Below are 24861 nucleotides of genomic sequence, written 5' to 3'. Positions count from 1 at the left end.
GGTCCCGCCCCAGCGCCTGCATCCGCCACTAACGGTGGTATTGCGCAAACGGCAGGCCGCCGATCCGGGTAATGGCCACAGGTGTCTGGTACAGCGCCGTCAGGCTGGCAGCGCTGGCAGCCTCATTCACCGGTCCTTGAAAGACGGCCCGCCCGTCCTTCAGCGCCACCACGTGATCGGACCAGCTGATGGCATAGTTGAGGTCATGCACAACGATCACGATGCCCTTGCCGCGCTGTTCGGCCAGGCGGCGCAGCTGCGCCATCAGATTGCGGGCGTGGTGCAGGTCCAGGTTGTTCAACGGCTCATCCAGCAGCAGCCAGCCGGTGTCCTGGGCATAAGCCATGGCAATAAAGGCGCGCTGGCGCTGCCCGCCAGACAGCTCATCCAGGAACCGTTGCTGCAATGGGGCAAGGCCGAACAGCTCAATCGCATCCCCGATCGCTGCGTGGTCTACTGCCGTCAGCCGCCCCTGGCTGTGCGGCCAGCGGCCAAAGCCGATCAGGTCTTTGACCCGGACCCGGCTGGCCACGGTCAGGTTCTGGGCCACAACCGCCATCTTACGGGCCAGCTGGCCGGGGGCAATCCGGGCCGCGTCCAAACCGTCCAGGCTGATGCACCCGCGGCTGGGGGCCAGCTGCTGCGCGATCAGGTTCAGCAGGGTTGACTTGCCCGCGCCATTGGGACCGATCAGGGCGGTGATCCGGCCTGCGGGGATCTCCGCATCAATCCCGTCAAGGATGGGTTTCGCGCCATGGCCATAGCTGAGGCCCGTTATTTTGATCACCGGATTTTCCCCTTTGCCAGCAGGAACATGAACAACAAGCCGCCGCAAAACTCGATGACAACGGCCAGGGTGGATTGCAGCATCAGGAGGCGTTCGAACACGGTCTGGCCCGCCACCAGGATAAGCGCGGAAATCAGCGCCGCGGCCGGCAGCAGCAGCGCATGGCGGTGAGTCCGCATCAGGCTGTGCGCCAGGCTTGTCACCAGCAGCCCCAGAAAGGCAATCGGCCCGGCCAGCGCCGTCGACACTGATACCAGCACGGCAATGATGCACAGCACTTTCAGCTGCAGCCGGTCATGCGCCACGCCCAGGCTGCGCGCGGTGTCCCGGCCCAGGGCGGCCACATCCAGAACCGCGTGATTGCGCCAAAGCCACAGAAAGGCCAGCATCATCAGCCCCAGGGCCACCGCCAGCGATTCGCTGTCGATGCCGCCGAACTGCGCAAACATTCTGGCCTGTACGATTGAAAATTCGGACGGATCCATCAGCCGCTGAACAAAGGCGGTGAGTGTCCGGAACATCAGCCCCAGAACCACGCCGGTCAGCACCATCAGCTGGATGTCATGGCGGGTCCGGCTCAGCACGCTGGTGAACAGGACCAGCGCCGCGCCCATCATTACCGCGGCGTCCAGCAGGAACCCGGCCAGAGCCGGGATCCGGCTGCTGCCGGCAACCCCCAGACCTGCAACCAGCCCGGTCTGCAGCAGCAGGAACAGCGCATCGAACCCCATGAAGGCGGGTGTCAGAATGCGGTTATGGCTGATCGTCTGCAACAGCACCGTTGCCACTCCGACGGCGGCCCCGACCGACAGCAGACCCGCCAGTTTGACCAGCCGCAGCTCCAGGATATAGGCGGTGGGGCCGCGCAAGCCCCAGAACAGGAACAGCGCCGCCGCCGCCGCCAGCAAGCAGCCCAGGCCCAGGATCCGCCGGTCAGCCATGCGGCCGCCGCCCCAGCAGCATGTACAGAAACACCGCAGCGCCGAAGATGCCGAAAACGGTGCCGGCGGGGATCTCATAAGGGTAGCGCAGCAGCCGCCCCAGGATATCGCACAGCAGCAGCAGCCCGGCTCCGGTTCCGGCAACCACCGGCAGGCTGGCGCGCAGGTTGTCGCCCATGATCCGTGAGACCAGATTGGGCACCACCAGCCCGATGAAGGGCAGCATCCCGACGGTCACGATCACCAGCGCCGACACCAGCGAAACGGTGACAATGCCAAAACCCAGCACCTGCCCGTACCGCAGCCCAAGGTTCAGGCTGACATTCCGGCCCAGCCCCGCGATGGTGAACTGATCTGCCGCAAAATAGCTGAGCATCGCCAGCCCGCCTGCCAGCCACAACAGCTCATACCGCCCCGCCAGGACACCGGAAAACTCGCCGCTCATCCAGATGCCAAGGTACTGCAGCAGATCGGTTTGAATGGCGATGAAACTTGCGCAAGCCATCAGAATCCCGCCGTAAACCAGCCCGGCCAGCGGGATCAGCAAAGGCCGCTCGGGCGGAATGCGGCGGGCCAGCAGGATGAACAGGGCAGTGCCCGCAAGGGCCGAAGCCGAGGCCGCCAGCATTTTGCCGAACAAGGGCATCGCAGGCGTCAGCAGCGTCACCGCCAGCAATCCCAGCATGGCGGCTTCATTGGTGCCGGTGGTGCCGGGCTCGACAAATTTGTTGCGCACCAGCAGCTGCATGATGACACCTGCCACCGCCATGGACGCACCGGTCAGCAGCACCGCCGCGGTGCGGGGAATGCGGCTGACCGCAAGCAGTTGCAACGCCTGCGGATCGCTCAGCACTGCCCCCGGGCTCAGCCGGTTGACCCCTACAAACAGGCTGACCGCAGCGAGCAAGCCCAACAGCAGGCCCATCAGAACCAGGGTATTCCGGCCCCTGGCATCGCGGCTGTCCAGGGCGGCAGGATCAGCCACCTGCCGCAAACCCGGCCAGAACGTCCTCCAGCGTCGCCGTCATCGACTGGATGCCGCCGCCCGCAATATAGACATTGGCGGCATTCAGATAGACCACCTGCTGCCGGCGCCAGGCCGTGGTCCCCGTTACCAACGCATTATCCAGGGTGACCGCCGCCGCCTGATTGCCCTGGCCAATCGCCCTGGCACGGTCGATGACGATCAGCCAGTCCGGGTTGGCCGCGGCAATGAACTCGAACGAGACCGCCTCGCCGTGAGTCTGCGCCGCGACGCTTTCGACCGCCTCCGGCAGATCCAGCGCGGTGTGCAGCCATCCAAACCGCGACCCCGCGCCGTAGACTGACACTTTGGGGCCGTTGGTCATCAGGATCATTGCATTGCCGCGGCCGGCAACGGCAGCGCGGGTGTGCTCCAGCTTGGCGGTGAACGCCGCTTCCAGATCCGCTGCCCGCGCCTCCTGCCCGGTCAGGCGGCCATAGCTGCGCAGCCGCGCCAGCGATTGGGCAACGTGGTCTTCGCCCCATATTGTCATGTCGATGGCCGGGGCGATCCCGGCCAGCGCCTCAACCTGCGCCGAGGACCGCCCGCCTGCAACAATCAGATCCGGCGCCAGCATGGCAATGGCTTCAAAATCCGGTTCAAACAGGGTGCCCACCGGCGCGGCTTTGTCCTGCAGATCCTGCAGGTAGCTGACAAACAGCTTGGACGGGACACCGGTGATCGGCGCCTGCAGGGCCTGCAGCGTGTCCGCCGCTGCGGCATCCAGAACGACGATTGATTGCGGGGCTTGCGTCAGTTCGACCGCGCCGCGCGCGGTGTCAATCGCAATGCTTTGCGCCTGCGCTGCGCCGGTCAGGGCAACAGCAATTGATGCAGCCAGCTGCAATATCTTCCGATGGGCCATTTTCTATCCTGCTAAGATGGAATTTGGCTGGCGGGGTTGGCTTGCTCAAAATCGAGAGCGGCTTAGCCGCCTGCGCCGCAAAAGTCCAGCCGTGCTGCTGCTGTGCCAGCTGCCGGCCGCAGGCCGCACAAAAATGCAACATCAGCAGATTAACGGAAAATCGCCCGGACAGGGGCTTGCAGCCGCTGGAATTGCTTCTTATGAGGCCCCAGCCTTTGCAAGGCCAGCCAGGATTCAACCCAAGCTAACAGCTCTTAGAACACGGGTTTATCATGGCACGAACTTCCAACATCCGCCTGTCAGGGCTGCTGTGCAGCACCGCTCTGACTCTCATCTCCGCCCCAGCCGCCTTTGCCGAGGAAGACGAGGTGCTGTCGCTGGATCCGATCATCGTCAAACAGCGCGACCCCGCAGGCAACGCCGCCGACCGCGCAACATCAATCTATGTGGCCGACGCCGAGATCGAACGCGCCGCGATGGGCGACCTCAAAGACCTGTTTGCCGGCATCGCCTCGGTCTCCGTCGGCGGCGGCATTCCGATTGCGCAGAAGATCTTTGTCAACGGCGTCGACATGCTGAACCTCGCGGTGCAGGTGGACGGCGTCAGCCAGAACAACCGCACCTTTCACCACGTCAGCGCCAACGCCTTTGACCCTGGCCTGATGAAATCGGTCCGCGTCGATCCCGGCGTCGCCCCCGCCGACGCAGGTCCCCGCGCGCTGGCGGGCCGGGTGGTGATGGAAACCATCGACGCCGAAGACATTATCGAAGACGGCGCAACCTTCGGCGGCCGGTCCCGCCTGTCCTATTCCAGCAACGGCAGTACCGCCCAGGGCTCGCTGACCCTGGCAGGCCGCAGCGGCGGCTTTGAAATCCTTGGCTACGCCAAGCGCGCAACCGGCGACAATTACGAGGACGGCGACGGCAACGAGGTGACCGGCTCCGCCGCAAACCTGACTGCAGGCCTGTTGAAATTCGCCTATGAGGGCGATCAGGGCGACCGGATCGAACTGTCGTTCCAGGAGGCGCAGGACAACGAAATCCGCAACTTCCAGCCCAACTTCGGCTCCAGCACCCGCGGCTTCGCGCCCTATTACACCCGCCGCCGCATCGCCTCGCTGCGCTATGAGAGCGGCAATGAAACCGGCCTTTGGGACCCTTCGGCGACGCTGGGGTTCTCCGACATCAACGTTGACCGCCCCTCCGATCCGTTCGGCGATTCAACATCCACCAGCTCCAGCACCTACGCGCTGACGCTGAAGAACGATTTCCACCTGTCGGACAGCAACACGATTACCGCCGGCGTGGATTATCAGGTCCGCGAAAGCACGGTGAACGCGACCTGGGTCAACGGGCTGACCGGGGAGGAAAGCAAGAACTTCGGCGTCTTCGCCCAGGCCCGGCTTGAACCCACCGAGCGCCTCAGCGTCTCTGCCGGCGTCCGGTACGACTGGCAGGACTTTACCGGCCAGGATTTCGCCCAGACCGGCACCCCGTTCACCGGCTCAACCTCCGGGGCAAGCGGCAACCTGTCGCTGGTCTATGACCTGACCGGCTCGCTATCGCTGCGGGCCGGCTATTCCAACGTCTTCGGCGGTTACGATCTGGAAGACAACTTCCTGTTCTATCAGGCTTGGGACTATGCGGCCCTGCGGTCCTCGCGCGCCAAGAACATCATCCTTGGTGCCGACTGGCAGCGCGGCAACTGGACATTGGGCGGTGAGCTGTTCAAGACCAATATCGGCAATGTCCGCGGCGTCACCCGGGCCGGTGCTGTCATCGGCAGCGACTTCGAAAGCAAAGGCTTCAACCTGGCCGCAACCTATGGCTGGGACAGCGGCTTTGCCCGCTTCACAATGAACAGCAGCGACATCGAATTCAACGGCCAGCCGGCGGAGAGCTTCTTTGTCGTCGACTCGGGCACCCCGATCGGCAAAGTTCTGGCCTTTGAGGTGCAGCAGGAAATCCCGACGATGAACCTGCTGGTCGGCGGCAGCGTCGAGGCCGCCCTGTCGAACGACAATGGCGTCTATGAAACCTACACCCAAAAGCAGGAAGGCTATCAGGTTCTGAACCTCTTCGCCGAATACAGCCCGCCGTCCCTTGGCAACGTCACCATCCGGGCGGCCATCGACAACGTGTTCGACACTCAGTACGCCGACCGGGCCACCTATGGCACCGAATACACCGCCGCATCGATCACCTCGATCAAAGAACCGGGCCGCAATATCTCGGTTGTTGCCACCCTTAAGTTCTAAGCAACCGCAGGGGCGCCTGCCTTGGCGCCCCTGCCTCGGATTTCCGTCATGCGCGGTCTTCTGCCGGGTACCGTAAATCCTTCGTATTTTTGAAAAAACCCGCTTCCCCGCCCGTCGGAATCCGATTAATCAGAGCGGTGTGAATTCAACGTCACACCAGGCGCCTTGCCTTCTGCCGGCGCCGCTCAGCAGCCAGCCATCCCGCTAGTTCATGTCGAAACAGACCCGGTTGACCTGAATGCCCGGCGCTCCGCCAGGCATCGGCCCGCCGCGGCACGGCTACGGGAAAACCCTGGACCATGCGACCTGCCTCTCCTCTCATCACGCCTCTGCGGGGCGGCCCGCGATGAGCCTCCAGAAAACCATCCAGCCCGGCCCCAGCGCCCAGGCTGCATCTCAGGCTGCATCCCTGCAGGCACTGCTGAACGGCTTCCTGCGGGAAGTCCTGCCGGACAATGCCACTCTGACCAGCGGCACTGATGCGGTTGAAATCCCGCTCAGCCATATTCCCGCCCGTCTGCGGGTGGCGGTCGCGTATTACTCCCGGACCGGGCCGCATCATTTCGGGGCGGCGCAGATCCGCTTTGCGGGCCGCTCCGCCTGGCAGGCGGCCGCGCCGGTGCAGGTGATGACACTGATTGCGCAGGAATGCTTTGCACATCTGAACGAACGCGATCCCGGCAAGCTGCCGGAGTTCCTGCGCGGCGTCTTCAACAGCAACGCCGAAATCGAAAAGATCCTGCGCCGCAACGCCGGCACGCCCGACCCGGACTGCTTCCTGGCAGCAGAGCAGGCGCTCGCCTACGGCCACTGGCTGCACCCCACTCCCAAAAGCCGCGACGGGCTGTCTGACTGGCAGCAGGCGGCATACGCCCCCGAGTACGCAGGCCGGTTCCCGCTCACCTTCTTTGCTGCCGACAAAAGCATTGTCTCGCAGGACGCCGCACACGGGACCGCCGCGGACATGGCCCATCAGATCCCCGGCATCGCCGGGGCATTTCAGCTGCCAACCCATGAAGCCCTGATCCCCGCGCACCCGCTGCAGGCGCAGATGCTGCGGCTGGATCCGGCGGTGCAGGCGCTTCTGGCCTCGGGCAAACTGCGCGACCTGGGCACGGCAGGGGGCGATTTTGCCGCCACCTCCTCGGTGCGCACGGTTTATGCGCCGGATTGCCCCTGGATGCTGAAATTCTCGATCCCGGTGCGGCTGACAAACTCGCTGCGCGTCACCCTGCGCAACGAACTGGACGTGGGTGTGTCCATGGCCCGGCTGCTGCACAGGCTGGAATTCAGCAAACTCAGCCCGCGCTTCCGGATCATCGATGATCCCGCCTATCTCACCCTAGACCTGCCGGGCCGCCGCGAAAGCGGGTTTGAGGTTATTTTCCGCGACAATCCCTTTATGGGCACAGCGGGCAAGGGCATCTATAACCTCGCCGCCCTCACCGCCGACCCGCTGCCCGGCCGCAATGCGCTCCTGACCACCCTCATCAATCGTCTGGCAGCGGCCCGCGGCCAATCCCCCGCTGAGACCGCCCGTCTTTGGTTCGAGGCCTATCTCGACTGTATGCTGGACCCGGTGCTGGAGCTCTATGACCGGCACGGCATCGCGCTGGAGGCGCATCAGCAAAACAGCCTGCTGGACCTCGGCACCGGCCTTCCGTCCCGCGGCTATTACCGCGACAATCAGGGTTACTTCATCACCCGCGACGCCTTCCCCCGCCTCAGCGCGCTGGAGCCGCCGCTGGCAGGCCAGACCGCGCTGGTCTACCCGCGCGGCCACATCAACCAACGGCTTGCCTACTACCTGGTGGTCAACCAGATCTTTGCGGTGATCCGCCGTCTGGGCTGCGACGGGCTGACCAGCGAACCCGCGCTGCTGTTGCAACTGCGCGGCCGTTTGATCGCCGCCGCCAGCCGCTTCACCGGCGCCGCGGCGGAGTTTGCCCGCTACCTGCTGACCGCACCGTCGCTGGCTGCCAAGGCCAACCTGCTGACCCGCGTCCACAACGTGGATGAACTGGAGACCACCGCGCAGGAAGGGATGTTCCTGCAGATGCCAAACCCCATCGCCGCGGCCCAGCCGCAGCCCCTGCAGGAGCGTGCCGATGTCCCTGCATGAACCCTTAAGCCGCGCAACCTCCGCTCCCCGCGTGCTGCGCCAGCTGTGTGAGGCGCTGCTCAGCGAGGGCTGGGCCGCATCGCTGCAACTGGACCGCAGCCAGACCCTCAGTTGGTCCTTCCGCCAGACCCAGTTCCGCGCCCGCGGCCGCCGCGGCGCCTTTGGCCGCTACCGGATGCAGGAGGGCAGCATCGAGGTCCGGATGGGCCGCACATGGCGCTCCGCCACCACCGAAGACGTGCTGGCTGCGGTGGGAGAACCTTCGCCCGCGCTGGACATCCTGCGCGCCGACCTTCGGCACACTGAGCACCTCAGCGATCTGACCGCGCTGCACATCCCCGCTGCAACCCGGCGGCACCGTTTGGGCATTTCCGCGCTGGAAACCGCCCTGCACGAGGGCCACCCCTACCACCCCTGCTACAAGGCCCGCAGCGGATTCACCGACGCCGACCACCTCGCCTACGGGCCTGAAGGCGGCGAAACCTTCCGCCTGACCGGCGTGCTGTTCCACCGCGATCTGGTGCAGCAGGTGCTGCCCTGCGCAGAATTCTGGGCACAGGAGCTGGGCCAGGAAGAATGGCAGCGCATCACCGCGCAGGCAGAGGCACAGAGCACCCCCCTGCAGGATTTCCACCTCCTGCCCCTGCACCCTTGGCAGCACGCCAAACTGCAGGAAGACCCGTTGTTCAACGGGTGGCGCGCATCCGGGCAACTTGCAGACGCCGGCCCCATCGGCACCCCCTGCCGCGCCACCCAGTCAATCCGCACCCTGATGAACGCCGCAGACCCCGCCCGCGCGCATGTGAAAACCGCCATGGCGATGCGCAACACCTCGGCCTTGCGCACCCTCGCGCCGGAATCGGTCGCCGTCGCTCCTGCGATCTCCAACTGGCTGGCGCAAGTGCTGGACAGCGACCCGCTGTTCACCAGCCGCTACCCGCTGACCATCCTGCCGGAATACGCCGCCATCACCGCCGGCCGCGGCACCGCGCTGGACGGGCATCTGGCCGCGATCTGGCGGCAAAGCCCCGAAGCGCTTGGCCTGCCCGCAAACAGCATGATGCCCGTGAACGGCCTCGCCCTGACAGACCCCGACGGCCGCCCCCTTATTGCCCCCTGGATCGAAACCCACGGCCTCGACGCCTGGCTCGCCCGGCTGATCGAGACCACGGTGCTCCCTGTCTGGCACCTGATGGTCGCGCACGGCATCGGGCTGGAGGCGCACGGACAGAACCTGATCCTGCACCACGAAAACGGCTGGCCCACGGGCCTCATCGCCCGCGACTTCCACGAAAGCCTGGAATACGTGCCGGAGCTGCTGTCGCGCCCAAACCTCTGCCCGGACCTCGCCGCAATCGACCCGGCCTATGCGGACGCGCCGCCGGACAAGTTCCACCGCATGTCACGGACTGAGGAACTGCGTTGGCTGGTGATGGACACGCTGTTTGTCTTCAACCTCGCCGACCTCTTCGACCTTCTGCAGCGCCACTACGGCCTGGCAGAGGCCACCTTCTGGCGCCGCGTCCGCACCCGTCTGGACCGCTACGCCGCCGAACACGGAATGCAGGACCGGCAGGCCGCCTTTGCTCCTTTCACCCCGCAGATCCGCGCCGAAAGCCTGATTTCCCGCAAGTTAGACCCTGATAACCCGCAGCACGGCCACCTGATCGCCAACGCGCTGGCCACCGGAAAAGGATAACCGCCATGTTTGTTCTGAACGACACAACCGTCGACCCCTCTGACCTCGCCGCGCGGCTTGAACGCGTGCTGGCGGAACCCGCAACCCACCGCTACGGCCTGCACATGCAGAACGTCGGCGCCGCGCTCTCGGCGCTGCTTTACCTGCGCACGCAGAACGCTGGCGTGTTCCCGATCCACGCGGGCATCCCGCCGGAAACCGCCCGCACCATGGCGCAGGCCGCGGGCTGCGACCTGATGCTCAGCGACGGGCTGAAACAAACCGCCCTGCCGCAAGCGGAAAGCACCCCGCACGGCGGCGTGCTGGTGCAGATGAGCTCCGGCACCACGGGTGCCGCCAAGGTGATCACCCGCAGCTGGGACGAAATCGCGGCAGAGGTCGAAAGCTACGCCGCCTTCTTCACCGCCAGCGCCGCAATGACGCCGGTGATCGCCTGCCCCGTCACCCATTCCTACGGGCTGATTGCCGGCGTTTTTGTGGCGCTGCACCGCGGCCATGTGCCGGTGGTGCTCGACAGCCTGAACCCGAAATACATCCTGCGCCGCCTGCGCGAGACCGATCAGCCGCTGCTTTATACTTCGCCTGCGATGCTGCACACGCTGGCCCGCCTCCTGCCCGAAGGCCAGCGGCTCTACGCGGCCAACACCTCCGGCACCGTGCTGCCAGAGGCCTGGTTCCAAGCGATCCGCGCCCGCACCACCTATCTGTTCCAGCAGTACGGCTGTTCCGAGGCTGGCTGCGTCGCCATCAACCAGGATCTGCAGAACCCCTATGACGTCGGCCAGCCGCTGCCTCATGCCGCCCTCACCGCGGGCCGGAACGGCACCCCGGACGCAGTGCGCATCACCATCGCAGGACAGACAATCGACACCGGCGACCTCGGCCACCTGAATGATACCGGCATGCTGGTCTTCACCGCCCGCGCCGATGACATGATCAATGTGGCAGGCCTCAACGTCTACCCGCAGGATGTGGAACAGGCGGTGATGGCCCTGCCCGGCGTCACTGACGCCGTCGCCTTCCGCATCCCTGACCCGCACTCCGGCGCCCGCGCCGGACTGCTCTATTCAGGCACCGCAACCGAAGACGCCATCCGCCAGGCCTGCCGCAGCGCGCTGGCCGGCCACCAGCAGCCGCACCTCATAAAACAGCTGCCCGCCCTGCCCCGCCAAGCCAACGGCAAAATCAGCCGCCGCGAAATTTCAGCCCAATACGCGCAGGAGGTGGTACCCGCATGACCTATGACGCCATTCTCGACGCCATCCGCCAGACCCTGGCCGGTCCGCTTGCCAATGCGCATATGCAGAACTTCCGCCCCGAGGCCGCGCTGAACGACGACCTGCACATCGACTCGGTGATCCTCATCAACCTGATGCTGCATCTGGAAACCGATCACGGTGTTGAGGTGCCCGAACGCGAGCTGTCCAAGGACGATTTCGCCACCGTCGACGGGCTGATCCGCATGCTGCTGGGCGAAGCCCCAGAACCCGCCGCGGACACCGCCCCGGCCCCCAGCGAAATCACCGTGCATTGCTTTGTCAGCTGCCTCTGCGCCGCGATCCGCCGCCACGCGCATCTGAACTTCCGCCCCTTCTACTTCGGCACCTGGGACAGCAGCTTTGGGGTGACCCCGGCGATGCAGCTCGCCTACCACAGCGAGGAAATCACCCAGGACCACTTCGCCCGTTGGGTCGAGCGGCTCTACAACATCCCGGTGCGCGAATGGTACGACCACAGCCAGACCAAGGAGCAGAACCTGATCCGCTTCGAACAGCTGCTGTCGACCAAATCCGATGATGAGCAGCTTGTGGTCTTCCTCGACATGTTCCACCTGCCGGAACGCGAGAACAAGTACAACCAGAACCCCTTCCCGCATTACGTCATCATTGAGCTGACCGAGGACCCTGACCTCTGGCACCTCTATGACCCGGACTACCGCTGGCGCGGCGCCCTGCCGCGCGAAACCATCCTGAACGCAATGGCGCAGCCCACCGTCGCGGGCGGATACATCCTGAACAGCGGCCATGCGCAGGCACCGCAGCCGCAGGACCTTGCCGCCTATTTTGCTGAGACCTTCCGCGCGGACGACAACCTGCTGACCTCCGCCCTGCGGCGGATCTTCGATTACCATTGCAACCCAGCGCGGCCGCTGGCACTGGCCGACCTTGGCCGCGCGGTGCGGGAAATGCCGGTGCTCAGCTTGCGCAAATACGCCTATGAGCACGCCTTTGCATTCTTCTGGCAGGAACTAGATACGGCATTCGAACCCTTCGACGCCGAATGCGACCGGGTCGAGGCCCTGTGCGAGGGCTTCCGCAGCCTGCACTTTCTGGCTGCCCGCATCGCCCATACCGGCGACCGTGCCATGGTCCCCGACCTGTTCGCGGCGCTGGATGCGCTGGACCAGCTTGAATTCGCCATCAAATCCGCGCTGCATGCCCAATTTGAAACCTGGTGCGCTGCCAATCTGCCAGCCCAGGCCAGTTTCCGGGCCAGCCCCCCGCAGGACATTGCGCAGCCCGAGGAGGTTCCGGCATGAAAATATCGCTTTGCACTATTTCCTTCCGCCATCAGCTGATCGGACTCAAGGACATCGCCTTCTGGGCCCGCGACAACGGCTTTCAGGGCATCGAACTCTGGGGCGTCCACGCCCGCAATCAATCGCCGCTGGCCATCCATAACGCCCAGTGGATGGCGGCGCAGGGGCTGTCGGTGCCGATGATCAGCGACTACCTGCCGCTGCATGACCCGGAGCTTTTGCGCGACCGCACGCTGGCGCTCTGCACCCAGGCCCGCACCTGGGGAGCCGCCAAGATGCGCACTTTTGCAGGCCATCAGGCCAGCGCCGGCGCCACGCCCGGGGAACGCCGCCAGATTATCCGCGCCCTGCATGAAGCCTGCATCATCGCCGCCGATCACGGGCTGCGCCTGCTGGTGGAAACCCACCCCGGCACCCTTGCAGACTCGCTGGCTGCCACTTGCGATCTGATCGACGCCGCCAATCACGCCGCGCTGGCCATCAATTTTGACGCGCTGCATGTCTGGGAAGGCGGCGACGACCCGGTTGAGGCCCGCCGCATCCTGCTGCCGCACATCGCGCATTATCATCTGAAAAACATCTCCGCCCGCGACCGGCTGGGAGTCTTTGCCCCTGGCAACGTCTTCAGCGCGGCAGGCACCCGCAACGGCATGGTGCCGCTGTTCGAGGGGGCCTATGACTACAGCGCCCTGCTGGCGGAAATGGCGCAGGACCCCGCTTGCGAGGCGTCGCTGGAATGGTTCGGTGATGCGGTGCTTCAGACCCTAAAAGGCGATATCGCTCAGATCCGTGCTCGAACCCGCAAGGATTTATCCGAGACTGCCGAAGCGGTCTAGGCGGCTGCGCGGCCTGCTCAAAAAGAAACCCGCGGCACCTGGCCGGCGCAGCGGGTTTCTTGTTTCAGTATCCGGCCTCTGTGAAATCAGACCGCCTCCGGTACCCGCTCCGCCGCCCCGGCCTGGCGCTGCCACAACCCGGCATAGACCCCCTGCCGCGCCAGCAGCTCCGCATGGCTGCCGTCCTCGGCAATTTCGCCCTCCTGCAGAACTACGATCCGGTCCATCCCGGCAATCGTCGACAACCGGTGCGCAATCGCAATCACCGTCTTGCCCTGCATCACGTCCAACAGCGTCTTCTGGATCGCCGCCTCCACCGCGCTGTCCAGCGCCGAGGTCGCTTCGTCCAAGATCAGGACCGGCGCGTTCTTCAGGACCACCCGCGCAATTGCGATCCGCTGCCGCTGGCCGCCCGACAGCGCCACGCCGCGCTCTCCCACATGGGCGTCATAGCCGCTGCGCCCCGCCTGATCCCGCAGCGCCAGAATGAACTCATGCGCCTCGGCGCGTTTGGCCGCGGCAATCATCTCCGCCTCGGTGACGCCAGGATTGCCGTACAGGATATTGGCCCTCACCGAGCGGTGGATAAGCGAGGTGTTCTGCGTCACCACCCCGATCTGCGCGCGCAGGCTGTTCTGCGTCACCGTATTAATCGGCTGACCGTCAATCAGAATGCGCCCGCCCTCCGGATCGCGAAACCGCAAAAGCAGGTTTATCAGGGTCGATTTTCCCGCCCCCGACGGCCCGGCAAGGCCAACCCGCTGACCCGCCGGGATATGCAGATCAATCCCGTTCACGCCGCCGCGCGTGTTTCCGTAATGATGGGTCAGCCCCTCGATCCGGATCTCTGCACTGCCGACCTTTAGCGCCGGCGCCCCCGGCGCATCGGTGATGCCATGCGCCGCCGACAGGGACCGCAGCCCCTCGCGGATCACTCCCATGTTTTCAAACAGCCGGATCGTCACCCACAGGATCCAGCCGCTCATCCCGTTCAGCCGGATTGTCAGGGCCGAGGCCGCCGCCACCTCGCCGACGCTGACCTGGCCGCGCATCCACAGCCAGATCGCCGGCGCCACCACGATCAGGATCAGCACCCCGTTGATGGCAATGCTGCCAAAGGCCAGCGTCGTCATCATCCGCAAAAACCGCTGATACCGCGCCTGCAGGCGGCGCAGCGAAGACAGCGCATAAACCTGCTCCTGCTGGTTCTGGGCAAACAGCTTGACCGTTTCGATATTGCCATAGGCATCAACGATCCGCCCTGTCGCGGCAGACCGCGCATCCGACCATTTTTCAGCCGTGGCCGCGACGTTCAGCGCCACGTGGCGCACATAAAAGACATACAAACCCACCCACAGCACCAAAGGCACCGCCAGCCGCCAGTCGATCTGCGACAGCACCAGCACCGCACCGATCATATAGGTGACCGCAAACAGCACCGCCTCGAACAGCATATGCACGCTGTCCTGCACCGCAGGCCCCATCTGCATCACCCGGTTGCTCAGCCGCCCGGCAAAATCGCCCTGGAAAAAACCAACGGACTGCCCCAGCAAATGCCGGTGCGCCTGCCAGCGCACCTGCTCCTGCAGGTTCGACGACAGCGTCTGCTCCAGCAGAAGATGGTTCAGCCCCACCAGCGCCGGCCGCAGGATCAGCACGCAGAACAACGCCAGCAGCATCTCGGTGCCATGCGCGGCCCAGAACGCCGCGGCGCCGGTTTCTGCCATCAGATCAACCACCCGCCCGGAGTAAAAGATCAGCCCGCTTTCCATCAGCGCTGTCAGCACCCCGGTGGCAAACATCAGCGGCAGCCATTTGCGGTATGGCGCCAGCTGCTGCATCAGATAGGCCCGCAGGCTGGCCCGCGGCGGCGCTGTCCGCTCTGCGGCAAAGGGATCGACAAGGTTTTCAAAAGCCCGGAACATGGGGACCCTCTCAAGGATTGTATTGGGATCGCTTGAGATGTGGGTTGCCGTTTCCGCCCTGCAGACGGTCCACGGGCGGGGCCGAATCTGAAACCATAGCGAAAGATGCCTGCACCGCAGCCCGGCTTTTCTAGAATGCCCGCAGCCGTTTGTCAGCAGCGCAAATGCCCCGCACCGCAAAAAGCGCAGGCGCGGCGCCGCTTGGTCTGCCCCTGATTACGGGTTGCAGCGCCGTTGCGATTCACTACATTACACGTAACCTAGTAAAACAGTAAGGAATTGAACAATGCTCACCGACACAGGCCGCTTTGACACCCCGAACGGGGCAAAATACCTGCAGCAGCTCTGCAAGCATTTTGCCCATAAGGTCGAGGTGCAATTCGACACCGCCGATGAAACCGGTCAAGGCACCGTTGCGCTGGGAATGGGCCCTGCAACCCTGCATGCAACCGGTCAGGATCTGACCGCCAAGGTCACCGCCCCGACCCCCGAGGAACTCGATCACGCGCGGCAGATCATCGACAATCACCTCGCCCGTTTTGCTTTTCGCGAAGAGTTCAAAAACATGACCTGGCAGTCCGCGACGGCCCCGGCCTGACCTTTACCGTATTCGGTAAATTCACTGGCGTTTGACCCGTTTCCAGTCAAATTTATCGAATACGGTAAAACTGTTGATTTGCCTCCGGCCACAGGGCATATTTATCGTATTCGATAAAACGGAGCCTGCATGACCGATCAGAAACACCCGGAGCTGATCCGCCTCGGCCAGTCCATCCGCAGCATCCGCAAGGGCAAGGGCCTTAGCCTGACCCAGCTTGCGCAACTGACCGGGGCCAGTGTTTCGGCCCTCTCCACCATCGAAACCGGCACCCGCGACGCGCGGGCGTCGACCCTGTACCGGATTGCCAAGGCCCTGCACGTGCCGGTGGCGGATCTCTTCGGCGCATCCCAGGAGGCTGCGCCGCAGACAGGCACCGCCGCCGGTTATGACCTTGGAGACTTGGAATGACCCTTCAGGTTCCGGTCTTCTATGCGCAGTTTCTGGTTGGCAGCATCACGGTGCATGACGACGGCACCACTGGGTTTGCCTATACGCCGGAATGGATCAGCACCCCCCGCGCCTTCCCGATCTCGGTGCTGATGCCGCTTGGGCTTGATCCGTTTCCAAACAGCATTGCGGCCCCCTGGCTGGCAAACCTGCTGCCCGAAGAACAGCAACTGGAGACCCTCAGCCGGTCCCTTGGCCTGTCGAAAACAGATGCGGTGGCCCTGCTGCGCGAAATCGGCGGCGACACCGCCGGGGCGCTGTCCTTTGACAGCCCGTCCCTGCAGGACCAGTGGGATTACGTCCTGCTGACAGAGTACTACCGCACCTCCAGCCCCGAGGCCGCGCTGCAGGCGCATTTCAACGATCTGGCCCAGCGGCCTTTCATGGCCGGCGCCGATGGTGTCCGCCTGTCGCTGGCCGGCGGGCAGCAGAAATCCGCCCTCGCCGTTCTGGACGGGAACGGGCGCCCGGTGCTGCAGCTGCCACAGGACGGCAGCAGGCTGGCCATTCCCAGAAACGGCGCCCCCTCCACTGTCATCCTCAAGCCCGACAATCCACGGCTGCCGGGCATTGTTGAGAACGAGCTGTACTGCCTGACACTTGCGCAGAAGATCGGGATCCCCGCTGCCCGAGCCGCCTCCATCGCCCTTGGAACCCGGTCGGCCATTTGCGTTCTGCGCTATGACCGGCATCTGTCCGCTTCCGGGCACATCCAGCGCTTGCATCAGGAGGATTTTGCCCAAGCCACCGCCACCCCCCCGGGCCGCAAGTACGAGGCCGGCACGGTGCCGGGTTTTACTCTCGCCACTCTGTTCGCCGCCGCCCGGCATCTTGAGCCAAAGGACGTTCTCAACCTGTTTGACCAGTTCGCCTTCAACATCCTGGTGGCCAACACCGACGCCCACGCCAAGAATTACTCCATGCTGCACAGGCTTGGCCCGTCGGTTGAGCTTGCCCCGCTTTACGATGTCTCCACGGTTCTGCCCTGGCCGGCCGTGAACCAGTATTTCGCCCAGAAAATCGGCGGCCGCAAACGCAAGCCCGCGGACGTGACACCGGATCACTTTGCGCAAATCGCAACCGAACTTGGCTTCCGCCCCGCCGAGGTCCTGAACCGGATCACCCGGCTGGTGGATCTGATGGTGGAACACCGCCCGGCAACCGAACAGCATGTTTCCGGCCTGCCCGGCACCGCGCCGGGCTATGTGCAACAGGCCGCCGGCTGCGCCGAACAGAACGCCCTCAGGATCCTGGGCCGGATCCCAAGGCGCTGACCCCCAGCACCGTGGCCCCGCAGGCAGACGCTTGCTTGCGGTACTGGCTCGGTGTCGCCCCCTCCCGCTGCCGGAAAGCGCGTTCAAAGGCGGAAACTTCAGAGTAACCCAGCCGCTCTGAGATATCATGAAGCTGCGCCCCGGGCGCCCGCAGCATGCGCTTGGCAATCTCCATCCGGCAGCCCGCCAGCAGCCGCGAGAACTTCTGCCCCTCCTCCTCCAGCTTGCGCCGCAGGGTCCGGCGCGACATGCCCAAGGCGGTGGCGATGGCAGTCTGCTCAAAACTTTCGCGGCCGATCCGCATCAGCAGCTCGCGGCGCACCCGTACCGCAACCGGCGCTTCACGCTCGCTTTGCCGGGCGGTGCGGACCATCGACTGCGAGGCCGCCTTGAACGCCGGGCTTTCGCTGTCCGCCAGCGGCAGATCCAGCAATGCCGCCGGAAACACCAGCGTGTTGGATGCGGCGGCAATCTGCACCGGGCAGCGCGGCCCGGCACTGCTGCGGCTTTGCAAGGCGCTTGATTCGTGCTCCAGCGACAACAGATCAGGCTGCCAGTCCGGCCCGGTGGCGGACTTCACCAGGCTATGGAACACCGACAGCGTCAGCTCCGCATCCTGCCGCCGCGGCCAGATGCCGGTATCAAGGATCCGGTACGTCATCAGTGCCTTGCCGCCTTCGAGCGTAAGCTGCAATTCCGAGTCGCTCTGCACCATCGGAAAGGCATTGCGGAACAGCGACAACGCCGCCCCCAGCGTCGGCGCCTGCATGATGAAATCTCCAAGCGTGCCAAGATTTTGCAGATCAAACACCGACCCCACCCGCCAGCCGAAATCGGGCAGCCCCAGCTGGTCTGAGGCATGCTCGCAGAAGTCCACGAACTTCTTCAGGCCGATCTCTCCTTCCAGGTCATCAGGACCGATCCCGGCAGTGCGGAAAATCCTGCCGGAATCGCCGTTCATGAACTCAACAGCCCGCAGCGGGTCGTTCAAAGTGGTGGCCGAAATCCGGGGCTGATAGGTGTGTGGCATCGCGCGGTTCCTCAGGATTGCGCCAGAATACCGCAAAAACCGGCCATTCCAGAAAAATCACTGCAGTCCAGGCCGCAGCCGCCGATTCTGTCCGGAAATGTCGTCTTGTTGTCCGGATGTGTCCGCCACAAGCACCGCCCTGCCGGGGCACCTTGGGCAAATGGCACCTCAATTCGGCACCTTTGATATCGCAATCGCAGGCGGCGGCCCGGCCGGGTCGGTGGCCGCAATTCTGTTGGCACGGGCCGGATACAGCGTGGCGCTGGCCACCCTGCCGCCGCGCGCGCCCCGGTTCGAAGGCATGTCCGCCCGCGTCGCCGCAATCCTGCAGCGGCACGGCTTGCCGCTGGCTGGCATCGGCCCGGCAGCGCAGCGCCATGTCAGCTGGGGCGCGTTCCAAGGCGGCCAGAACAGCGAGCATCCGGCAGACCGGCAGCAGTTCGACACCGGGTTGCTGCACGCCGCCGGGGCTGAGGGCGTCACTGTGTTTTACAAGACGGTGGCCACTGTCTGCCCGGAGGCGGGCGAAATCCGCCTGTCCGACGGGCAAAACCTCACCGCCGGCCTGCTGTTTGAGGCCCGCGGCCGCCGCGCCCCGCGCCAATCCACGGATTTGGACCGGGCAGAACTGATCGGGCCGGAGACCGTTTCCATTGCCGGATTTGTGCCGCCGCCGGCAACGGACATGGATACCCCCCGGATCGAAGCCCGGCCCGGCGGCTGGATCTGGTCCATCCCTGTTGGGCAGGATCAGCTGTGGCTCCAGGCGGTGGGTGATGCAGCCTCTCTGGGCAGGCAGGCCGGCGGGAGGGCTGCCTTAACGGCGCTGTGGACGGAGGTGCTGGGGGATACCCCCCTGCCCCGTCCCCCCGCCGTTCATGCCATCGCACCGCGGCTGACCGCACCCGAACTTGATCCGCGCTGCCCGCGGCTGGGTGATGCGGCGGTGGCGCTGGATCCCCTGTCCGGGCACGGCATGTTCTGGGCTGTGTCCTCGGCGCTGATGGCGGTGCCCATCGCGCGGGCGCTGCTGGACGGCCAGACGGCGCTGGCCTGCGATTTCTACCGCAACCGGGTGGCCGAGACCTTTTGGCGGCAGGCCCGTGTGGGCCGGGACTTCTACCGCGAGGCGGGGTTGGGCACGCCGTTCTGGCAGCAGCGTGCGGCCTGGCCCGATGATATCCCCGCCCATGATACGCAGATCCGCCCGCACATCGCCCGCCGGGTCATCGTGCAAAACGGCAGCCTGGCACGGCGCGAGGTGCTGATCACCCGCGATGCCCCCGGCGGCGCCGCCTTTGCTGCCGGGCAGGAGATCGTGCCGTTGCTGCGCCGCCTGAATGGCCAGCCGCTGCCGGGTCCGGCCCGGTTTCATACCTCAGTATTACCAGAGGCCCCGCCGCAGGCCGCCCGCGCCATCCACCAATGGCTTTTGTCGCAAGGCTTCACCGAGGGGGCGCAGATCCCCTGGGACACCACAAACAGGGAGACCAATCCATGCAACTACGACCCCGCAGTCTGACGGCTGCCCTCCTGATATCCGCCGCCGGGGCGACGCCTGCGCTGGCCAGCGAGGAGCTGCTGCAAAACATCTGTTCCAGCTGCCATACCGCAGAAGAAACCGGGCTGAGCCGGATCAGCGGCCAGCGCAAAACACCCGAAGGCTGGATGATGACCATCGTCCGGATGCAGCAGGCGCATGGGCTGGAGATCAGCGCCGCGGACCGCCGCGCCATCGTGCAGCATCTGTCGGACAGCCAGGGCCTGGCCCCCGCTGAGGCCGCCCCCTTCCGCTATGCGCTGGAAAAAGACCCAAACGCGCAGGAAAGCTTTGACGAGCCCTTTGCCTCGATGTGCGCGCGCTGCCATACCGGCGCGCGGGGGCTGCTGCAGAACCGCACCGCCGAGGAATGGACCCTGCACATGGATTTCCATGTCGGCCATTTCCCCACCATCGAATATCAGGCGCTTGGCCGCGACCGCGAATGGTACAAGATCGCCCGGACCGAGATCGCCAGCTATCTGGCCGAACAGAACCCGCTGGAAACAGCCGCCTGGGCGGACTGGCAGGCCGCAGCCAAACAGCCGGTGGCGGGCGACTGGGTGGTGCTGACCGACCTGCCCGGCATCGGCGAAGCCTACGGGCGGCTGACGGTCAGCGGCGATGCCTCGCCCTATCAGGTCAGCGGCGAATTTGTGACGGCGGACGGCACATCGCATCCGGCGTCGGGGCAGATGAACCTTTATACCGGTTATGAATGGCGCGCCAATCTGGACATCGGCGGCACCGCCTACCGCCAGGTGCTGGCGCTGTCGGAAGATGGCAACAGCCTGCAGGGCCGCCAGTTCGACCGCAGCAACGACGCCCTTGGCGCACCGCTGACCGGTGCCCGTGCCGGAGCGGGCAGCGTCATCCTCGGCACCGTCCCTTCCGCCGTTCCGGCAGGTGAGGCGCAGGTGCAGGTGGTCGGCACCGGCCTGGACACCCTTTCCAGCTCCAGCGGCGATGCAGTCGCAAACAGCTTTGGCGCGGCCCTGTCGCTGACGGCTGAGGGCAATGGCACCGCCACCTTCAACGCGGACGGGGCCGAAGGGCAGATTGCCCATTACACCTCGGTCGACAGCATCCGGGTAGAGCCGGAGTTCACCATCGCCCGCGTTGGCGGCGGCAGCGATGCAGGCCCGCCGCCGGTGCCTGCCTATTTCAACGCGGTTGGCATGTGGAACGGCCTAGACGGCAAGGCCGGAACCGAGGACGACATCCGCATCGGCCGGATCGAGGCGCAGTGGACCGTTGCCAACGCGCATGAGCACGCAGCCCACATGAAGGACACCGAATTTGCCGGCGAAATGCAGCCGAACGGCATCTTCCAACCCGCCATTGCCGGCCCCAACCCCGACCGCCCCTTCAGCGCCAACAACGCGGGTGAGCTGAAAGTGCAGGCCGATGCGATGGGCCAGCAGGCGGAGGCGATGCTGATTGTCACCGTGCAGCGCTTCATTGACCCGCCGATCCGTTGAGACAGGGGAGAGAGACCATGAAAGACTTCCACTATCAGCCAGCCAATGCGCACAGGGTTGAGGTCGAGGGGCGCGAGGTTCTGTTCCACGTCCCCACCACCTCGATCTTCGAGATGGACGGCACCGACCGCGATATTCTCGACTACGCCGCGCAGGCGCAGGCGTTCTCGATGGACGAGTTCGAGGCGCGGTTTGCAGCCACGGACGCGGCGGCAAGGCTCGACGGGCTGGTGCGGCTGGACATCGTCAACGACGGCCGCCCGCTGCAACCGGAACGCCCGCCGATAGAGATCGAGAATTTTCCGCTGACCACCATCGTTCTGAACGTCAACACCGGCTGCAACCTGGCCTGCTCCTACTGCTACAAGGAAGATCTGGCGGTGCCCTCCAAAGGCCAGAAAATGGCTTTTGACACCGCGCGGAAATCGGTGGAGATGCTGCTGGCGGAAAACCCGGACCGCGACAGCTATAACGTGGTGTTCTTCGGCGGCGAGCCGTTGTCGAACCAGCCGCTGATCCGTCAGGTGGTGGACTGGGCCGAGCCGTATTTCGCGGCTCTTGGCAAGGCGGTGAACTTCAGCCTCACCACCAATGCGACGTTGCTGACGGAACCTCTGATCGACTGGCTCGACCAGCACAAGTTCGGCCTGACGGTCTCCATCGACGGCCCCAAGGCGCAGCACGACCTGAACCGCAAAACGGTCGGCGGCAAGGGCACCTATGATGCGGTCGCCGCCAAGGCCCGGCTGCTGCTGTCGCGCTACACATCGAAACCAGTGGGCGCCCGCGTCACCCTGACCGCCGGCGTCACCAACATCCATGAGATCTGGGACCACCTGATCAACGACATCGGCTTTGCCGAGGTGGGCTTCTCGCCGGTCACCTCCGGCGACATGGACGCCTTCAACCTCAACGGCGCCGAACTGCTGGAGGTGTTTGAGGGCATGAAATCCCTTGGCAGCCTCTATGTCGAGGAGGCGCTGAAGGGCCGCAACATCGGCTTTTCCAACATGCATCAGATGATGAACGACCTCTATGAAGGCCGCTCCAAGGCACTGCCCTGCGGCGCCGGTGTGGGGATGCTCGCGGTCAATCACGACGGCGCGCTGAACCTGTGCCACCGCTTCACCGGTTCGGACATGGAGCAATTCGGCACCGTCGATGACGGCATAAAGCGCAAGGAGCTGTCGGGATTTATCAAGGCGCGCTCCGACCGCACCGAGAAGGGCTGCGCCACCTGCCGCATCCGCAACCTGTGCGCGGGCGGCTGCTACCACGAAAGCTATGCCCATTTCAGCGACCCGATGATGCCGACCTATCACTACTGCGACCTGATGCGCGACTGGATCGATTTCGGCGTTGCCGCCTATGCCCGGCTGATCGCCCAGGCGCCGCAGTATTTCCACCACCATGTTGCGCCGAGGAGGGCGTTTGGAAAATGAAACCGCTCAATCAAAAAGCCGAACGCGTCCAGCAGGCCGCAACCGAAGACCAGATGGAAGAGGTCCGCGCGATGCAGACCGTGACCGCCGGCTGCGCCACCACATTCGATCCGGGCTGGGAGGTTGACCCCTTCGGCGGCCTTGCCGCCCTTTGCCAGCCGATGGAGGCGGACCTTTACGGCTGCTCCGACCCCTGCTGGTGGCCCGCCCAGGTGCCGGACATCATGGTCAACCACCAGAACTGGGACGAAGGCGCGCCCAACGCCGCCAAGGACTGGCGCGCGCTTGGCGCCACCTACCCCACAGACGCCGAAACCTGAGGAGACTCGCATCATGAAAACCGCGTTTTTTGCTGCTGCCGCGCTCTGCGCCTCCGCCCTGCCACTGACCGCCGGCGACCTGCTGGTGACGGTGGCCCGGCCCTCGAACCTCTATGTCTTTGAAGCTGATACCCGCTCGGTCAAATCCGACTGCGATCTGGGCGCCAACGTGACCCCCGGCGTCATTGCCATGTCGCCGGACAACCGCATCGCCTATGTGCTGCTGAACCACTGGCAGGATGTGGTCGGCGTCGACATTGAGACCTGCGAGAAAGTGTTCCATGCCGCCCAGTCCGAGGGCGATGTGACCCGGCGCTCGCTGGCCTCGCTCGCCGTGTCCAAGGACGGCAGCCAGATCTATACGGTGCGCAACCCGGTGCGCAAAAAGATCGACCGCTACGAGGTGATGCAGCCGGAATTCGCGGTCTATGACGCCGGCGCCGGGCTGGAGGCTGAACCCGCGGCCATCCACCAGGCGCCGCGCCGCTCCACCCTGATGGCCAGCGACCGCAACGGCCAGGTCTATGTCGCAGGGCATGAGATCTACCGCGTTGATCCGGCCACTGGCGAAACCGAAGTGGCGATTGCCAACGCCAGCTGGGACCGCCCCGCCTACAGCCCGCCGGATGTGCTGGCGTTCTGGCCCACCGGCAGCCAGAACGACGAGATGCTGCTGATGTACACGGCGGCTGTCTTTACCGACGAAACCCAGCAGGAGCTGGCGGATTTTGTCTGGGGCTACCAGTCGGTCGACCTGACCACCGGCGAGACCGAGATCGCTGATTTCGCCTCCTTCGAGGTGCTGATGTTCTCCGCCGCCCGCAGTGCGACGGACCCCAAGCATCTTTACGGCGTCTATACCCAGCTCTCCAAGCACAACCTGGACACCCGCGAACTGGTCAAGCGCGTGGACCTGCCGCACACCTACTACGTGATCAACGTCTCCAGCGACGGGCGCGAGATTTATGTCGGCGGCACAAATGACGACATCGGCATCTACGACAGCGAAACGCTGGAGCGTGTGGGCGAGATCCGGATGCCCTCCGGTGGTGACATGTCGGTCTCCACCCTGCACGTCGTGCCGCAGGGATGACCGGGCCCGCTGCCCATAGCTCCCCCCAGCCGGGCCGCCCTGCGGCGGCCCGCGCCTGGCCGCATCTGCCTGCCCGGGCCGGTGCGGCGCTTTTCACACCCTCCGCTGCTGCCTGGCTGCTGCCGCTGCTGCTCCCGCACCGCCACCGGCTGGCGCTGCTGCTGCTGATCAGCTTTGCCGCCGCCGCCCTCGGCCTGCTGCCGCCCTATATCAGCAAGCTGGTGATCGACCGCGGGCTGATGGCGGGAGATCCGTCCCAGCTGGTGGTCTGGTCGCTGTCGCTGTTTGCCATCGGCCTGCTGACCACCGGCACCGGTGCACTCAGCAATATCCTGCATATGCGCGCCTCGGTCCGGATGCTGGCGCAGCTGCGGCGGCGGCTGTTGTCGCGGATGGCCGCAAAACCGTCCGGCTGGTTCGCCACCCAGCGCGCCGGTGAGCTGCTGGCGCGGGTTGATGGCGATGCGGCAGAGGTGCAGAAATTCGCCTTCAACGCGGTGCTTGGCGGCTCCTCAGCGCTGATCCGTCTGATTGGCGGCTCGGCAATGCTGATGGTGCTGGACTGGCGGCTGGGCCTGCTGACTGCGCTGCTGGCCCCGGCTGAACTCCTGTTCCTGATCTGGGCGCGGCCGCGCAC

21 protein-coding genes are annotated in these 24861 nt (G+C 65.1%); 15 read left to right on the top strand and 6 right to left on the bottom strand.

The features are described from left to right. Positions 1 to 28 precede the first annotated feature (28 nt). The 4 genes from A2I95_RS13435 to A2I95_RS13420 are packed head-to-tail and all read right to left on the bottom strand — an operon-like array spanning position 29 to position 3617. Positions 29 to 787: an ABC transporter ATP-binding protein gene (locus A2I95_RS13435; RefSeq protein ID WP_291730337.1), complete on the bottom strand. Its 759-nt coding sequence runs from the start codon at positions 785 to 787 to the stop codon at positions 29 to 31. Continuing rightward, positions 784 to 1728, bottom strand: coding sequence for an iron chelate uptake ABC transporter family permease subunit (locus A2I95_RS13430; protein ID WP_291730336.1), 945 nt, complete (start codon positions 1726 to 1728; stop codon positions 784 to 786). The genes A2I95_RS13435 and A2I95_RS13430 overlap by 4 nt, the downstream gene beginning before the upstream one ends. Beyond that, entirely contained in the window at positions 1721 to 2653 is a 933-nt protein-coding gene (locus tag A2I95_RS13425; protein ID WP_291730422.1) for an iron chelate uptake ABC transporter family permease subunit, read from the bottom strand. Before A2I95_RS13425 ends, A2I95_RS13430 begins: the two co-directional genes overlap by 8 nt. 52 nt (positions 2654 to 2705) lie before the next feature. Further along, positions 2706 to 3617, bottom strand: a complete 912-nt coding sequence (locus tag A2I95_RS13420) for a siderophore ABC transporter substrate-binding protein (RefSeq protein ID WP_291730335.1) — start codon at positions 3615 to 3617, stop codon at positions 2706 to 2708. Positions 3618 to 3889: 272 nt separating this feature from the next. Here A2I95_RS13420 and A2I95_RS13415 point away from each other — a divergent pair, with 272 nt between their 5' ends. From A2I95_RS13415 to A2I95_RS13390, 6 genes are all read left to right on the top strand, one after another. Beyond that, complete coding sequence (locus A2I95_RS13415; protein ID WP_291730334.1) at positions 3890 to 5875, top strand: TonB-dependent siderophore receptor; 1986 nt, start codon at positions 3890 to 3892, stop codon at positions 5873 to 5875. 346 nt (positions 5876 to 6221) lie between these two features. Continuing rightward, positions 6222 to 7997, top strand: coding sequence for an IucA/IucC family siderophore biosynthesis protein (locus A2I95_RS13410; protein ID WP_291730333.1), 1776 nt, complete (start codon positions 6222 to 6224; stop codon positions 7995 to 7997). Further along, on the top strand, positions 7984 to 9696 hold the full coding sequence (locus A2I95_RS13405; protein ID WP_291730332.1) for an IucA/IucC family siderophore biosynthesis protein: 1713 nt from the start codon (positions 7984 to 7986) through the stop codon (positions 9694 to 9696). The genes A2I95_RS13410 and A2I95_RS13405 overlap by 14 nt, the downstream gene beginning before the upstream one ends. Before the next feature lie 5 nt (positions 9697 to 9701). Then, positions 9702 to 10934: an AMP-binding protein gene (locus A2I95_RS13400; protein WP_291730331.1), complete on the top strand. Its 1233-nt coding sequence runs from the start codon at positions 9702 to 9704 to the stop codon at positions 10932 to 10934. Continuing rightward, positions 10931 to 12235 (top strand): DUF6005 family protein, encoded by a 1305-nt coding sequence (locus A2I95_RS13395; RefSeq protein WP_291730329.1) that lies wholly within the window; start codon positions 10931 to 10933, stop codon positions 12233 to 12235. The genes A2I95_RS13400 and A2I95_RS13395 overlap by 4 nt, the downstream gene beginning before the upstream one ends. Further along, positions 12232 to 13071 carry a TIM barrel protein gene (locus A2I95_RS13390; protein WP_291730327.1) on the top strand — a complete coding sequence of 280 codons (840 nt, stop codon included), beginning with the start codon at positions 12232 to 12234 and terminating at the stop codon, positions 13069 to 13071. Before A2I95_RS13395 ends, A2I95_RS13390 begins: the two co-directional genes overlap by 4 nt. An 86-nt stretch (positions 13072 to 13157) precedes the next feature. Here the strand turns inward: A2I95_RS13390 and A2I95_RS13385 are convergent, their stop codons facing one another. After that, positions 13158 to 14996, bottom strand: coding sequence for an ABC transporter ATP-binding protein (locus A2I95_RS13385; RefSeq protein WP_291730325.1), 1839 nt, complete (start codon positions 14994 to 14996; stop codon positions 13158 to 13160). Positions 14997 to 15282: 286 nt separating this feature from the next. Between A2I95_RS13385 and A2I95_RS13380 the strand changes: the two genes are divergently transcribed. The 3 genes from A2I95_RS13380 to A2I95_RS13370 all read left to right on the top strand — a co-directional run bounded on the left by A2I95_RS13380 (position 15283) and on the right by A2I95_RS13370 (position 17318). Next, positions 15283 to 15594, top strand: coding sequence for a DUF2218 domain-containing protein (locus A2I95_RS13380; protein WP_027260067.1), 312 nt, complete (start codon positions 15283 to 15285; stop codon positions 15592 to 15594). Positions 15595 to 15723: 129 nt separating this feature from the next. Further along, the gene (locus A2I95_RS13375; protein ID WP_291730324.1) at positions 15724 to 16005 is read left to right on the top strand and encodes a helix-turn-helix transcriptional regulator; all 282 of its coding nucleotides are present in this window, start codon (positions 15724 to 15726) and stop codon (positions 16003 to 16005) included. Then, a complete protein-coding gene (locus A2I95_RS13370) occupies positions 16002 to 17318 on the top strand; it encodes a type II toxin-antitoxin system HipA family toxin (RefSeq protein ID WP_291730323.1) in 1317 nt (438 codons plus the stop codon). The genes A2I95_RS13375 and A2I95_RS13370 overlap by 4 nt, the downstream gene beginning before the upstream one ends. Here A2I95_RS13370 and A2I95_RS13365 read toward each other — a convergent pair. Then, entirely contained in the window at positions 17287 to 18348 is a 1062-nt protein-coding gene (locus A2I95_RS13365) for an AraC family transcriptional regulator (protein ID WP_291730322.1), read from the bottom strand. The genes A2I95_RS13370 and A2I95_RS13365 overlap by 32 nt on opposite strands. A 160-nt stretch (positions 18349 to 18508) precedes the next feature. Between A2I95_RS13365 and A2I95_RS13360 the strand changes: the two genes are divergently transcribed. The 6 genes from A2I95_RS13360 to A2I95_RS13335 form a co-directional block, all read left to right on the top strand. Continuing rightward, on the top strand, positions 18509 to 19870 hold the full coding sequence (locus tag A2I95_RS13360) for a hypothetical protein (RefSeq protein ID WP_291730321.1): 1362 nt from the start codon (positions 18509 to 18511) through the stop codon (positions 19868 to 19870). Next, the gene (peaA, locus tag A2I95_RS13355; protein ID WP_291730320.1) at positions 19846 to 21369 is read left to right on the top strand and encodes a quinohemoprotein amine dehydrogenase subunit alpha; all 1524 of its coding nucleotides are present in this window, start codon (positions 19846 to 19848) and stop codon (positions 21367 to 21369) included. Before A2I95_RS13360 ends, peaA begins: the two co-directional genes overlap by 25 nt. Before the next feature lie 17 nt (positions 21370 to 21386). Further along, a complete protein-coding gene (gene peaB, locus A2I95_RS13350; RefSeq protein ID WP_291730319.1) occupies positions 21387 to 22811 on the top strand; it encodes a quinohemoprotein amine dehydrogenase maturation protein in 1425 nt (474 codons plus the stop codon). Beyond that, positions 22808 to 23131 (top strand): quinohemoprotein amine dehydrogenase subunit gamma, encoded by a 324-nt coding sequence (gene qhpC, locus A2I95_RS13345; RefSeq protein ID WP_291730318.1) that lies wholly within the window; start codon positions 22808 to 22810, stop codon positions 23129 to 23131. The genes peaB and qhpC overlap by 4 nt, the downstream gene beginning before the upstream one ends. Before the next feature lie 13 nt (positions 23132 to 23144). Beyond that, on the top strand, positions 23145 to 24224 hold the full coding sequence (gene peaD, locus A2I95_RS13340; protein ID WP_291730317.1) for a quinohemoprotein amine dehydrogenase subunit beta: 1080 nt from the start codon (positions 23145 to 23147) through the stop codon (positions 24222 to 24224). Beyond that, positions 24221 to 24861, top strand: a 641-nt coding sequence (locus tag A2I95_RS13335) for an ABC transporter ATP-binding protein (RefSeq protein ID WP_291730316.1), incomplete at its 3' end; no start/stop codon positions are given. The genes peaD and A2I95_RS13335, both read left to right, overlap by 4 nt.

The organism is Leisingera sp. F5 (genome assembly GCF_001593695.1).
Note: the sequence above shows the minus strand (reverse complement) of the source record. Positions and strands in the feature narration are given on the sequence as shown.

Coding starts and splice junctions, on each gene's coding strand:
- peaA (WP_291730320.1), top strand. CDS start 19,846: ATGCAACTACGACCCCGCAGTCTGACGGCTGCCCTCCTGATATCCGCC.
- A2I95_RS13410 (WP_291730333.1), top strand. CDS start 6,222: ATGAGCCTCCAGAAAACCATCCAGCCCGGCCCCAGCGCCCAGGCTGCA.
- peaD (WP_291730317.1), top strand. CDS start 23,145: ATGAAAACCGCGTTTTTTGCTGCTGCCGCGCTCTGCGCCTCCGCCCTG.
- A2I95_RS13405 (WP_291730332.1), top strand. CDS start 7,984: ATGTCCCTGCATGAACCCTTAAGCCGCGCAACCTCCGCTCCCCGCGTG.
- peaB (WP_291730319.1), top strand. CDS start 21,387: ATGAAAGACTTCCACTATCAGCCAGCCAATGCGCACAGGGTTGAGGTC.
- A2I95_RS13400 (WP_291730331.1), top strand. CDS start 9,702: ATGTTTGTTCTGAACGACACAACCGTCGACCCCTCTGACCTCGCCGCG.
- A2I95_RS13360 (WP_291730321.1), top strand. CDS start 18,509: ATGGCACCTCAATTCGGCACCTTTGATATCGCAATCGCAGGCGGCGGC.
- A2I95_RS13395 (WP_291730329.1), top strand. CDS start 10,931: ATGACCTATGACGCCATTCTCGACGCCATCCGCCAGACCCTGGCCGGT.
- A2I95_RS13380 (WP_027260067.1), top strand. CDS start 15,283: ATGCTCACCGACACAGGCCGCTTTGACACCCCGAACGGGGCAAAATAC.
- A2I95_RS13370 (WP_291730323.1), top strand. CDS start 16,002: ATGACCCTTCAGGTTCCGGTCTTCTATGCGCAGTTTCTGGTTGGCAGC.
- A2I95_RS13430 (WP_291730336.1), bottom strand. CDS start 1,728: ATGGCTGACCGGCGGATCCTGGGCCTGGGCTGCTTGCTGGCGGCGGCG.
- A2I95_RS13420 (WP_291730335.1), bottom strand. CDS start 3,617: ATGGCCCATCGGAAGATATTGCAGCTGGCTGCATCAATTGCTGTTGCC.
- A2I95_RS13385 (WP_291730325.1), bottom strand. CDS start 14,996: ATGTTCCGGGCTTTTGAAAACCTTGTCGATCCCTTTGCCGCAGAGCGG.
- A2I95_RS13365 (WP_291730322.1), bottom strand. CDS start 18,348: ATGCCACACACCTATCAGCCCCGGATTTCGGCCACCACTTTGAACGAC.
- qhpC (WP_291730318.1), top strand. CDS start 22,808: ATGAAACCGCTCAATCAAAAAGCCGAACGCGTCCAGCAGGCCGCAACC.
- A2I95_RS13390 (WP_291730327.1), top strand. CDS start 12,232: ATGAAAATATCGCTTTGCACTATTTCCTTCCGCCATCAGCTGATCGGA.
- A2I95_RS13415 (WP_291730334.1), top strand. CDS start 3,890: ATGGCACGAACTTCCAACATCCGCCTGTCAGGGCTGCTGTGCAGCACC.
- A2I95_RS13425 (WP_291730422.1), bottom strand. CDS start 2,653: ATGGGCCTGCTGTTGGGCTTGCTCGCTGCGGTCAGCCTGTTTGTAGGG.
- A2I95_RS13375 (WP_291730324.1), top strand. CDS start 15,724: ATGACCGATCAGAAACACCCGGAGCTGATCCGCCTCGGCCAGTCCATC.